At 57.9% G+C, this 11,398-nt stretch carries 14 protein-coding genes; 9 read left to right on the top strand and 5 right to left on the bottom strand.

Annotated elements, in window-relative coordinates:
• Positions 1-4: 4 nt before the first annotated feature.
• From BSY240_RS00590 to BSY240_RS00560, 8 genes are all read left to right on the top strand, one after another.
• Positions 5-352, top strand: coding sequence for a hypothetical protein (locus tag BSY240_RS00590; RefSeq protein ID WP_069041062.1), 348 nt, complete (start codon positions 5-7; stop codon positions 350-352).
• Between the two features lie 67 nt (positions 353-419).
• The gene (locus tag BSY240_RS00585) at positions 420-1,055 is read left to right on the top strand and encodes a helix-turn-helix domain-containing protein (protein WP_083229708.1); all 636 of its coding nucleotides are present in this window, start codon (positions 420-422) and stop codon (positions 1,053-1,055) included.
• 203 nt (positions 1,056-1,258) lie between these two features.
• Positions 1,259-1,441 (top strand): periplasmic nitrate reductase, NapE protein, encoded by a 183-nt coding sequence (gene napE / locus BSY240_RS00580; RefSeq protein ID WP_069043765.1) that lies wholly within the window; start codon positions 1,259-1,261, stop codon positions 1,439-1,441.
• A gap of 11 nt (positions 1,442-1,452) precedes the next feature.
• Entirely contained in the window at positions 1,453-1,953 is a 501-nt protein-coding gene (locus tag BSY240_RS23555; RefSeq protein WP_083229526.1) for a ferredoxin-type protein NapF, read from the top strand.
• Entirely contained in the window at positions 1,934-2,227 is a 294-nt protein-coding gene (locus BSY240_RS00575; RefSeq protein WP_069041060.1) for a chaperone NapD, read from the top strand. Before BSY240_RS23555 ends, BSY240_RS00575 begins: the two co-directional genes overlap by 20 nt.
• On the top strand, positions 2,202-4,706 hold the full coding sequence (napA, locus tag BSY240_RS00570) for a periplasmic nitrate reductase subunit alpha (protein ID WP_069041059.1): 2,505 nt from the start codon (positions 2,202-2,204) through the stop codon (positions 4,704-4,706). Before BSY240_RS00575 ends, napA begins: the two co-directional genes overlap by 26 nt.
• On the top strand, positions 4,676-5,167 hold the full coding sequence (locus tag BSY240_RS00565; protein ID WP_069041058.1) for a nitrate reductase cytochrome c-type subunit: 492 nt from the start codon (positions 4,676-4,678) through the stop codon (positions 5,165-5,167). Before napA ends, BSY240_RS00565 begins: the two co-directional genes overlap by 31 nt.
• A 2-nt stretch (positions 5,168-5,169) precedes the next feature.
• Positions 5,170-5,880, top strand: a complete 711-nt coding sequence (locus BSY240_RS00560) for a NapC/NirT family cytochrome c (protein WP_069041057.1) — start codon at positions 5,170-5,172, stop codon at positions 5,878-5,880.
• Between the two features lie 96 nt (positions 5,881-5,976).
• On the opposite strand, the gene BSY240_RS00555 is transcribed toward BSY240_RS00560, so the two are convergent.
• The 4 genes from BSY240_RS00555 to nirK all read right to left on the bottom strand — a co-directional run bounded on the left by BSY240_RS00555 (position 5,977) and on the right by nirK (position 9,425).
• Positions 5,977-6,396, bottom strand: coding sequence for a pseudoazurin (locus BSY240_RS00555; RefSeq protein WP_371418487.1), 420 nt, complete (start codon positions 6,394-6,396; stop codon positions 5,977-5,979).
• Between the two features lie 124 nt (positions 6,397-6,520).
• Positions 6,521-7,222 carry a Crp/Fnr family transcriptional regulator gene (locus tag BSY240_RS00550; protein ID WP_069041055.1) on the bottom strand — a complete coding sequence of 234 codons (702 nt, stop codon included), beginning with the start codon at positions 7,220-7,222 and terminating at the stop codon, positions 6,521-6,523.
• 97 nt (positions 7,223-7,319) lie between these two features.
• A complete protein-coding gene (locus BSY240_RS00545) occupies positions 7,320-8,216 on the bottom strand; it encodes an SUMF1/EgtB/PvdO family nonheme iron enzyme (RefSeq protein ID WP_069043764.1) in 897 nt (298 codons plus the stop codon).
• 69 nt (positions 8,217-8,285) lie between these two features.
• On the bottom strand, positions 8,286-9,425 hold the full coding sequence (gene nirK, locus BSY240_RS00540) for a copper-containing nitrite reductase (protein ID WP_069041054.1): 1,140 nt from the start codon (positions 9,423-9,425) through the stop codon (positions 8,286-8,288).
• A 155-nt stretch (positions 9,426-9,580) separates the two neighbouring features.
• Here nirK and BSY240_RS00535 point away from each other — a divergent pair, with 155 nt between their 5' ends.
• A complete protein-coding gene (locus BSY240_RS00535; RefSeq protein ID WP_150127362.1) occupies positions 9,581-10,897 on the top strand; it encodes an NnrS family protein in 1,317 nt (438 codons plus the stop codon).
• Here the strand turns inward: BSY240_RS00535 and BSY240_RS00530 are convergent.
• A complete protein-coding gene (locus tag BSY240_RS00530; RefSeq protein WP_069041052.1) occupies positions 10,861-11,385 on the bottom strand; it encodes a DUF2249 domain-containing protein in 525 nt (174 codons plus the stop codon). The genes BSY240_RS00535 and BSY240_RS00530 overlap by 37 nt on opposite strands.
• Between the last annotated feature and the right edge of the window lie 13 nt (positions 11,386-11,398).

Raw genomic sequence — 11,398 nt, 5'->3', positions numbered from 1 at the left:
CCCATTGTCCACGCTGTCTGCAATTGTTGCTGTTGTCAAAGACCCGGCTTTGTTGCGGTCGATCAGCTTTGCGCTCAACACGCATGGACAGGCGGTAGAACAGTTCAACGACTGGGCCATGGCGAACGAGGCGATCAGCCGAGCGGAATGCGTCATCCTCGACACCTGTCTGCCGCCTGCCGATCTGACGGCCGGCCTCAGTCTTGCCAGCCGGGGCATAAAGCTCGTTGTTCTGGCGGAGGACGACAGAGATTACGGCCGGGGAAACAGGCAAGACATTTGCGTACTGTCCAAACCGCTTAACGGGCCTGATATTGCTAACGCGGTATCAGCCCTACGTAGAAATCCGTAGTGGAAGAACTCAATAGCGGCCAAGCTCCCAATTCAACATGATCCCTTCAACCAAAGGGGACATGCCGATGCAAACCGCAGCTTCCATCGCACAAAATTCGCATCTCTCGCCCCCGCCGCGTGCACGCAGCCAGACGCATATCAGGCCGGTGACCTTTCACGCGCCGGACTGCGTGATCTATGCCCAGGGCCAGCGCTCGCGATCACTTTACCAGATCGAATACGGGGCTGTGCGGATCTATCGCCTCCTGGCCGACGGCCGCAGGCAGATCGTCGCCTTTCATCTTGTCGGCGACACCTTTGGCTTCGAGATCAATGAGACCCACAGCTTCTATGCCGAGGCCATGGTGAACACAGGCCTGACCACCGTCGAACGCGCAGCCGGCGGCCAGCTCAACGACCGCCTGGTTGGCGTCGCATTGAAGGCGATGGTTCGAGCTCAGGAGCACCTGCGTGTCGTCGGCCGCCAAAGTTCACTGGAAAAGATAGCCGTTTTCCTGGTCGATCTGGCTGATCGCCAAGGTGGCACTGAATTAATCGACCTGCCCATGAGCCGTATCGACATAGGCGATTATCTCGGCCTCACCATCGAAACAGTCTCGCGCACGATTTCGAAACTGCGCGACATGGGCATCGTCAAGCTTCACAATGCGCGCAGCATAGAAATCATCAAGCCTGAAAAGCTTCGCATACTCAGCAACTAGTCCACCTGCGCGGCTTGGGAAAATGTCAACATAGAGCTGGGTTTCCCGATATTTTGATCGCATGGCTGCCGACACCCGCGCCGCAGCGACAGGACCCCCGACACAACCAGTGCGATATCACGAATCATCACTTTCCTTGACAGAAGAGTGAACACTCCGCACACTTGCGGCGAGGAGTAGGAGGAGACCCCGTGCATCACAGCATCGAGAATTCGACCCCGCTACCTGCCTCGGACCGTCGTATACGGCGCCGATCAGAGCTTGTGACATTTTTTATCCTCGCCTTTGGCATCTGGCCGATCCTTGCGGTAGCGGCCGTTGGAGGCTTCGGTTTCATGGTCTGGATGTACCAGATCATCGCCGGTCCACCCGGTCCTCCAGCTTAAGCGAGGAGGCCATGGTGACCTCACTTTCGCGGCGAGCCCTCCTTCGAGGACAGATCAGGCAAGAGCTCCGCATCCTGCCACCGGGTCTCTTACGTCCGGTGGAAGAGACCTGCGATCAATGCAGCGCATGCGTTGATCACTGTCCGCAGTCGATCATCTCGATGCAGTCCGGCATACCGGCACTGGATTTCTCATCCGGCGGATGCGATTTTTGCGGCCAATGTCGCGAACACTGTCCGCACGCGGATGTCTTCTTCGGCGCCGAACTCTCCATTCCCCACAAGGCACAGGTGCAACCGCATTGCCTGGCGCTCAACAGCGTCGACTGTCAGTCATGCCGCGACCATTGTCCGACTGACGCAATCCGGTTTCGTCCACGCGCTGGCGGACCATGGCATCCTTCAGTTGTAGAGGATGACTGCACCGGCTGCGGAGCCTGCATCAGCCACTGTCCAACGAACGCAATTTCCCTATCGGGGAGGAGTGGCTTTCATGTCGACGCGCAACCCTGAACGCTTCCATGTTTCCAGTGCTGTCGTTCTGACCTCTCCGGCCGCCGCTGGTCGTCTTGTCGAAGCATTGGCAGAGATGCCGGACGTCGAAGTTCATGCCGCGGAACGCGGCAAGATCGTCATCGTGATCGAGGGCAGATCCAGTGGAGAGATGGGCGCGACACTCGCTGCCATTTCGGGCCTTCCGGATGTCATGGCGGCAAACATGGTTTTTGAGCATGCAGAGAATTTGGAGGAGGGTTTAATCAATGGACACAGACCTGACGCGGCGTAGTCTGCTCAAGGCCCATGCTGCCGCGATTGCGGCAGCCACCGCCGGCATCAGCTTGCCGGCCCATGCCCAGTCCGTTCCCGGTGGCGTGGAAGCGCTCGAGATAAAATGGTCCAAGGCGCCCTGTAGGTTCTGCGGCACCGGCTGTGGCGTCATGGTTGGCGTCAAGGAAGGGCAGGTCGTCGCCACACACGGCGACATGCAAGCCGAGGTGAACCGCGGCCTCAACTGCATAAAGGGCTATTTCCTCTCAAAGATCATGTATGGCGAGGATCGCCTGAGCACACCGCTCCTGCGCAAGCGTGGCGGACAATATGACAAGGACGGCGAATTCGAACCGGTAAGCTGGGACGAAGCGTTCGATATAATGGCCGAGCGATGCAAGAAGGTTCTGCGCGAAAAGGGACCAACAGCGATCGGCATGTTCGGCTCCGGCCAGTGGACGATTTTCGAAGGCTATGCCGCCACCAAGCTGATGCGGGCGGGCTTCCGTTCCAACAACCTCGACCCTAATGCCCGCCATTGCATGGCATCCGCCGCATATGCCTTCATGCGCACCTTCGGCATGGATGAACCCATGGGCTGCTATGACGACTTCGAACACGCCGATGCCTTCGTGCTCTGGGGCTCCAACATGGCGGAGATGCACCCGATCCTGTGGACACGCCTTGCAGACCGGCGCCTGGGTCACGAACATGTAAAAGTCGCAGTGCTCTCGACCTACACCCACCGCAGCATGGATCTGGCCGACGTTCCGATCATCTTCAAGCCGAGCACGGATCTGGCGATCATGAACTATATCGCAAACCACATCATCTCGACCGGTCGAGTGAACGAGGACTTTGTCCGCGCCCACACGACCTTCATGAAGGGAGTGGACGATATCGGATATGGTCTTCGCGCCGACGATCCGCTCGAGATGAAGGCGAAGAACGCAGGCGACCCGACCAAGATGGAGCCGATCGACTTCGACAGTTTCAAGGCCTTTGTCGCAGATTACACTTTAGAAAAAGTCGCCGAGCTGACTGGGTCCGATCCGGGCTTTCTGGAGCAACTCGCTGAGCTCTATGCCAATCCCGACACCAAGGTCATGTCTCTTTGGACCATGGGGTTCAACCAGCACACGCGCGGCGTCTGGGCAAACCACATGATCTATAATCTGCATCTGCTGACGGGGAAGATCTCTGAACCGGGCAACGGCCCCTTCTCACTGACAGGCCAACCATCGGCCTGTGGAACGGCGCGTGAAGTCGGCACATTCGCGCATCGCCTGCCGGCAGACATGGTGGTGACCAATCCGGAGCACCGACATCACGCAGAGGAGATCTGGAAGCTCCCGGAAGGTCTTCTTCCCGACAAACCAGGATACCATGCCGTAGAACAGGACAGGATGCTGAAGGACGGCAAGCTGAACTTCTATTGGGTTCAGGTCAACAACAACGTCCAGGCGGCCCCCAATACCAGCAACGAGACCTATCTCGGCTACAGGAACCCGGACAACTTCATTGTCGTCTCCGATGCCTATCCCACGATCACCGCCATGTCTGCCGACCTCATTCTTCCGGCCGCCATGTGGGTCGAGAAGGAAGGAGCCTATGGCAATGCAGAGCGCCGAACACATGTCTGGCATCAACTGGTCAATGCGCCAGGAGATGCGCGCTCGGACCTATGGCAATTGGTGGAGTTTTCCAAACGGTTCACGACGGATGAAGTCTGGACCGAGGAGATCTTGGCGCAGAACCCGGACTACCGCGGCAAAACACTTTTCGAGGTGCTGTTCGCCAATGGCAAGGTGGACCGATACCCACTCTCAGAGGTGGACGCCGACTATGCCAATCGCGAAGCCGAAGCATTTGGCTTTTATCTCCAGAAGGGCCTCTTCGAGGAATATGCGGAGTTTGGGCGCGGACATGGGCATGACCTGGCACCTTACGACGTCTACCATCAGGAACGGGGCCTTCGTTGGCCGGTCGTCGACGGCAAGGAGACCAAATGGCGCTACCGGGAGGGTTATGACCCATATGTCAAACCCGGCGAAGGGGTGCGCTTCTACGGCAAACCCAATGGACGTGCGGTCATCCTGGCTGTGCCCTATGAACCGCCGGCCGAATCGCCGGATGAGGAATACGATTTCTGGCTGGTAACAGGCCGGGTGCTGGAGCACTGGCATTCCGGTTCGATGACAATGAGGGTGCCAGAACTCTACAAGGCCTTCCCCGGCGCCCGCTGCTTCATGAACGCCGACGACGCGCGAAAACGCGGGATCAACCAGGGGGCAGAGATCACCATCGTTTCGCGTCGCGGCGAGATGCGGACACGCGTCGAGACCCGCGGCCGCAACCGCATGCCACCTGGCGTGATCTTCGTTCCATGGTTCGATGCCAGCCAGTTGATCAACAAGGTGACGCTTGACGCTACCGATCCGATCTCCAAACAAACGGATTTCAAAAAATGCGCAGTCAAGATCGTTCCCGTGGCCTGACAAGAGGCCAACTTGGTGCCGCTGCCCTGTTGGCAACCTGTCTCATCGGTGGTGGCGTGGTCGCTCAATCGGTTCCGCAGTTGTCCGGCCCGCCCCAACAGATGGAAAGCGTTCCGGCAAAGCCCCTGCCGAAATGGAATGTGGATGACGTGCGCAAGATGCGCGCCTATCCGGACCAGCCTCCCATCATTCCACACTCGATCGAAGGCTACCAACTGTCGGTCAATACCAACCGATGTCTCTCCTGCCACAAGCGCGAGTTCACGGAAGGGTCCGGTGCGCCCATGATCAGCGTGACCCATTACATCACGCGGGAGGGACAGATGTTGGCAGATGTCTCGCCGAGACGATATTTCTGCACAGCCTGTCACGTCCCCCAGGCGCAGACCAACCCCTTGGTCGGCAACACCTTCCGCGACATGAGCGACATGGGGGTCAAGCTGATGGGCGAGGAGCATTAGAAATGCAGAGGCTCCGCAACCTGCTCTCATGGACATGGCGCGTTCTGACGACGCCAGCGGCAACGCTCAGCCTCGCCTTCCTGACGCTCGGCGGCTTTGTTGGCGGCGTCATGTTCTGGGGTGCGTTCAACACAGCACTTGAACTGACTAATACGGAGGAGTTCTGCGTCAGTTGTCACGAAATGAAGACCAATGTGTATGAGGAGATGACGAGGACCGTCCACTTCTCCAACCGCTCCGGTGTCAGGGCATCCTGTCCGGATTGTCATGTGCCCCACGAATGGACGGACAAGATTGCCCGAAAGATGCAGGCCTCGAAGGAAGTCTGGGGCAAGATCTTCGGAACGATCAATACACGTCAGAAATTCCTCGATGAGAGATTGCGGCTGGCGCAGCACGAATGGGCGAGACTGAAAGCTAATGACAGTCTTGAGTGCAGAAACTGCCACTCCTCGGTTGCTATGGACCTGTCGAAACAGACGGAACGTGCAGCTGAGATCCACACGCGTTATCTTCTGAACGGCAAGGCGACGTGCATTGATTGCCACAAGGGCATCGCCCACGAACTCCCGAACATGCAGGGAATTGATCCCGGTTGGCGGATGCCGGAAGAACTGGAAGGCGAAGAGCTTCCCACCGCATCTCCGGTCGACGAACTACGCAATGCCATCGACCGAGCGCATAGCGGCCTGCTGGTTGATGGCGGGATCTGATCCCTGCCACGGCCGACCATCGAGGCAGAAATGGCGACGCCACCGGGGTTAGCACCCTGGCGGCGTCGACCAAGCAATATGAACGAGTGGGCAAATCTACTGGGCCGAAGCGACGGCTGCATCAATCCGCTCGCGCGCCTTCTTCGGCAGCTTTGCGGCGTTGAAAGCATCGAGATTGGCGGCGGGCGCATCACCGACGAGGATGGCGGCGACCATGCCCATGCCAACATGCGGCGCGCATTTCACGCCGTAGAGACCGGGAACGTCAAAGGTCACCTTGATCGTCTCGTTCATCTTGCCCTTGAACTCCGCCGCACCGTCCGGAATCATGCCCTTGATGGCTTCGGCATTGTGGCTCTTGTCGGTAGCGACGAAGGTGACGGTGTCGCCGGGGGCAATCTTTAGACCGGCCGGTTCGAAGACCATGGCACCCTCGGCGCCCTTGTTCAGCATCTTGACTTCGAAATCAGCAGCGATTGAGAGGGTTGGGGCCGAAAGTAAGATTACGGCTGCCATTGTTAAACTACGAAGTTGCATTTTCATCTCCTTAGACAGAACACCTCGTTCCGTTGCAAAAGAGATAGGCCAGGATGGGCGAGCCTTCTTTGCTCAATATCAAGTAAGAGAACGCTTCATCCAGTTAGCGACGTTCGGGGAGAGAATCCGCCAGCGATGCCAATTCAGCCATATCGCGCACAAGGAGTTTCTGCCGACCACCTTCGATCAGGCCCTTGCTCTCCCAGGAACTGAATATGCGCGAGACCGTATGGATTGTCGTTCCGGTCATCTCGGCAATATCCTGCCTAGAGATTGGAAAATCGATCCGTATTCCCGCAGCCTCTGGGCGACCAGCCTTCTGTGCCAGCCGCAATACGGTATGTGCTACTCTCTTTTCGACTTCTTGCGTCGACATTTCGCGAATGCGGACATGGGCTTCCTCGAGCCTTTGTCCGATCGTCTCCATTGCACTGACAGCGAGCCTTGGATTTCGCTCTACGAATTTTGGCCACATCTCTGTGGGCCACGACAGAACTATGCTTTCGGCAGCAGCAAGGGCTGTTCCCGGATAGTCTTGTCGCTGCAGCGCCTTGGCGAAGCCGAAGAGGTCACCGGGGTGCACCACGCGCACGATGATCTGTTGACCGGCGCTGGTGACCTGGGTGACCTTTAGGCGGCCATGCAGGAGGAGAAAGAAATAGGCGGCAGGCTGGCCTTGCTCGAACACGGACTCGCCGATCGGCAATCGCTTCGTCTGAGCGGGAACAAGTAGCGCGTCCAACTCGTCATCGGTCATCTTGTCGAACAATGACAAAGACTTGATGATCGTCCGATCAAGTTTCAAAATATATCCCTCTCCCGCCACCAGCCCACATTCTCAGGGCTCGAAGAGCCCAATAGTGGCCATTGTGGCGAGTGTGCCATTCGAGGGGTAGCCTACCTCACAAGGCACCGATCGAAAAGAGCAAAGGAGCGTACCAGCGACGATCTTCGACCAGCCGGAAACCGACATGGTCAGGGGGAACTCCGACAGAGCAGCCTCCGCTTTTCGGGTCTCGGATAAACGAGCTTAATGGCGATCTGTGTTTGCCAGCGGTGATGTAGACGCCGCAGGCTTCGGTTGTGACCGGCTGCCCTCCGTTGACGAGGTCGACACGCCGATTGCAGGTCGTTGTCCACTCCCAGATATTGCCGGCAAAATCGGCAAGCCCATGCTCGTTCTCGCCGAAGCTTCCATGGGCAAGCGGTGCCGGTTCCTTGGATCTCTTGCGAGCCGCCTCGCGCTCATAGTCGGCGAGCCAACGCAATGCCGGGTTGCGATTGTCCGGGTCGATACCGAGGGCGTCATCCGGAAACTTCTGACCAGCGGCAAAGGCCAATTCCACGTCACTTGGCAGTCGCCAGATTCCACCACTCTTTTTCGAAAACCACCGGGCAAACATTGTCGCGTCGTCGTGGCTGACGCCGGTTACCGGCATGTCAGAGCGCGATGGAGTGACCGATTCCCGAGCCGGGCAGGCTCTATCGGCCACGCAGGCATCGTAGTCCTGGGTGCTGACCTGATACTTCATAATCGTGAGAGGAGCCGTCATCACGTATTCTGCCTTCGGCCCATCGACGGCGTATCCGGCGCGGTAAAACTCGCCAGGTTGACGGTAGGCGAAACGTCCCGCCGCCACCGAAATAGTTTGAGGTGGTGGCAGATCGGCGCCACCACTCATCTGCACGATGCCCGATTGAAACGCGATGGCGGTAGACAGAGCGCTTACGAGCAGAAGCGGCAGCAGCACCGAGCCGACCGAATTGGGCTGCCTGGGAGTGAGAACGGCGCCGGACATGGCGATTTCCAACGAGTTTGAGAGGAAGTCCACGGGGTGCTCATCGAGCACCCCGTACATTCGCAAGGATCAGCTTTCCGGCTTGACCACGGCGGTCATCAGATCGTCATTCCAGTCGCCGGTGACCTTGAAGTGAGCGGCCGCACCCTTTTCGAAGGCTTCGATCAGGTTGTGGTTGACATAAGCGTAGATGCCCGGCTGCTGGAAAGTATAGTAGGCTGCACCCGCAGCGCCTCCGGGGATGAACCAGGTTTCCTGATCGAGTTCCGGCGGGTTGGCGAACTTGCCGGTTGCCCAGACATAGTCGCCATGGCCACCGATCAGGTGCGGACGGGTATCACGATTGGCCTGCGAATGCAGGATCAAGACCCGGTCGCCGACTTCTGCCGTCATCGCATTGTCGCCCGTCAGAGCTCCGACCGCACCATTGAAGACAATGTGGCTCGGGGTCAGCGTGTTCATCACTTCGAGCACATCCGAATAGGCGTCGCCGGCACTCTCGTATTTCTTGTAATTGCCGTCGGCATCCTTGGGGACATAAAAGTCCTGCTCGCCGACATAGTATACCTTGTCATAAGGCAGATCATTGCCCTTGTGGTCCTTGAGACCGTCGCGCGGCAAGACCGTGATCGCGCCATTCATGCCGGCGGTCACATGCCACGGCACCATTCCGGGAGGTGCGCAATGGTAGACGAAGACCCCGGCCTTGGTAGCCTTGAAGCGCAAGACGGCTGTTTCGCCCGGATTAACCAGGGTCAGAGCACCGCCGCCTAGCGCACCAGTTGCCGAATGGAAGTCGATATTGTGCTGAAGGCTGTTGGTATCGGGGTTGATAAGCGTCACCTCGACATAGTCACCCTCATGGACGACCATCATCGGACCGGGGACCGAGCCGTTGAAGGTCATGGCATGGACCTCGGTGCCTGCATCGTCAACGACGATCTTCTTTTCCTCGATGGTGAGCGTGAACTCAACGACCTTGGGCGCGCCTTCGGCCTTTTGGCTATGCGCATGGACGAAGGGAGGTGCGACGAGATCGACCTTCACCCGCTCCAGCTTGGCGATGTCACCGGCAACGGCGGCGGCATTCGTTTTAATGTCGCCACCTTCGGCGCGTGCCACAGTCCCTGTCAGAACAGGGATAAGCGCGCTTGCAAAGACAGCCCCCGCAAGCATTGTTCTTCTGGTCAAATTCAGGCTCTGGGTCATAATCTTCTCTCCTTGTCGTGCAGTGAGCGTTTCGCCCGAACTGTTGAGACTGTTTTACTTGATGGCGCCCAGTTTTATTTGTTCCAGAACAAAGAACTCATGAGGGAGAGTGCGTCATTGAGCCGCGTACCAAACAATAGAATTGCCGGCGCCCTTTGATCGAGATCAATTACTTTGCTTGGAAATCATTGCGCAGGAACGATCGAGTATTTTGGAGAGCTGTTTTTATGAAGGATAAGGAACGACCGACGAGTGGCGGGATCCCGCGGGGCCTGAGGCGCGACGGCCTCGTCCTGCTGTCTTATGGGTTCCGGCCATTTTATCTCGGGGCGCCTCTATGGGCCATCGCGACCATCACAATCTGGATTTGCGCGATGAACGGCTGGCTTGAGGTGGCGCAAGTCTACGGCCAATCCGCCTGGCATGCGCATGAATTGCTGTTCGGCTTCATGCCAGCGGTCCTCGTCGGATACTTGATGACAACAGTTCCAAACTGGACCGGTCGCTTTCCACTGTCCGGTAGCCCGCTTGCGGGACTTGCCTTCATCTGGATCGCGGGTCGCATTTCCATGCTGTTGATCGCAGATACATCGGCCCTCATCACCCTCCTGATCGACTGGATCTTCCTTCCACTCTTCGCCTATTTCTGCGTGAGAGAAGCCTGGGTCGCCAGGCGAATTGCGGATGCGAAGCCCATCCTTTGCCTCACGTGTCTCGCCCTGATCAATGGCGGGTTCCACATCGTTGCCATGGACGGAGGGGATGTGGGGGTCTGGGCGCGGGCAGGCCTTTCCGTCTATATCCTGTTGATCACGGCGACCGCGAGCAAGCTCATCCCGAGCTTTACAAACAACTGGCTTGCCCAGGCAGGCAGGTCACGCCTCGCGCCTACCAGTCGCATGATTGATCGTTTTGTCCTGATCGCCACTATCCTTGCAGCGATGATCTGGACCTTTGAACCGTTTGGCCCACTCACCGCCATCATGGCCCTTGTCGCAGCCAGCTTACACCTCGTGCGCGCAGCACAATGGTTCAGGCCAATCATTCTGCGATCGTCCATGATCGCAGCGATGCAGGTGTCTTACGGCTTTTTGGCTATCGGGCTGTTGGGGATTGCAGCAACAGCGCTCGGCATGCTTGGCCCGCTCGCTGCAATTCATCTTCTGGCCATCGGTGCCGTGACGGGAATGATGCTCTCAATCATGATGCGTTCGATCCGGCTTCATACCGGTCGAAATGAGAAATTCTCCTGGTGCCAGCGGCTGTCCGTTCCATGCCTGCTCATCGCGGCAAGCTTGCGCATAACAGCCGATTTCATTCCCGGATACTATGCGCCGTTGATGTCTGCGTCTGGACTGTTCTGGATTGCCGCCTTTGTCTTCTTTCTCGCCGACAATGCTGGTCTACTTTGCCAAGTTCAGCGGCAAGCCGGTCGTCAACCTTCACCGCCCACGCGGATCAACATGCGATAGGCACGCTTTGACGTATCGAGATTGCCGACCCATTGGTGACCGCGTTTTTCCAGCTCCGCGCCGAGAAAGCGCGATTCCTCAGAAAATACCGCGAAGAGCACTTCGCCCGGCTCCATGAGCTCGATCAGCGAGAGAACTTTTTCCATGGGAGCCGGTGGCTGTTGTTCTGTCAGGTCGAGCCGCCACAATGGATCGGGCCAGGCCGCCGCTTCCTCTGCACCGATCGAATGGAGAATTTCTGCAGAAATGTCTGGCGCCGGGATGAACAGAACCTCCCACTCGCCGCCATCCAACTCCTTGAGTTCGGCCGAATAGCCGCGGCGCGCCATGACGCTCAACAGCGGCATCGGGCGAAACGTTGCAAGCAGGCGCAAACCTTCCCCTGGCTTCAACGACTGAACCGCATGCATGATCGCAGGAAATGGCTCACCTCCGTCACGAAGGATGGGCCGCACGTCGAGTTCTTTGAAGTTGGCTGTTGTCGACACGTGACCTCCCAAT

It is taken from the genome of Agrobacterium sp. RAC06, assembly GCF_001713475.1.
In the GTDB taxonomy this organism is placed as follows: domain Bacteria; phylum Pseudomonadota; class Alphaproteobacteria; order Rhizobiales; family Rhizobiaceae; genus Allorhizobium.
Note: the sequence above shows the minus strand (reverse complement) of the source record. Positions and strands in the feature narration are given on the sequence as shown.

Bases quoted from the DNA above. Each gene is read 5' to 3' on its own strand.
- BSY240_RS00585 (WP_083229708.1), top strand. From the start codon at position 420: ATGCAAACCGCAGCTTCCATCGCACAAAATTCGCATCTCTCGCCCCCG.
- BSY240_RS23555 (WP_083229526.1), top strand. From the start codon at position 1,453: ATGGTGACCTCACTTTCGCGGCGAGCCCTCCTTCGAGGACAGATCAGG.
- BSY240_RS00575 (WP_069041060.1), top strand. From the start codon at position 1,934: ATGTCGACGCGCAACCCTGAACGCTTCCATGTTTCCAGTGCTGTCGTT.
- napA (WP_069041059.1), top strand. From the start codon at position 2,202: ATGGACACAGACCTGACGCGGCGTAGTCTGCTCAAGGCCCATGCTGCC.
- BSY240_RS00565 (WP_069041058.1), top strand. From the start codon at position 4,676: ATGCGCAGTCAAGATCGTTCCCGTGGCCTGACAAGAGGCCAACTTGGT.
- BSY240_RS00560 (WP_069041057.1), top strand. From the start codon at position 5,170: ATGCAGAGGCTCCGCAACCTGCTCTCATGGACATGGCGCGTTCTGACG.
- BSY240_RS00555 (WP_371418487.1), bottom strand. From the start codon at position 6,396: ATGGCAGCCGTAATCTTACTTTCGGCCCCAACCCTCTCAATCGCTGCT.
- BSY240_RS00545 (WP_069043764.1), bottom strand. From the start codon at position 8,216: ATGTCCGGCGCCGTTCTCACTCCCAGGCAGCCCAATTCGGTCGGCTCG.
- nirK (WP_069041054.1), bottom strand. From the start codon at position 9,425: ATGACCCAGAGCCTGAATTTGACCAGAAGAACAATGCTTGCGGGGGCT.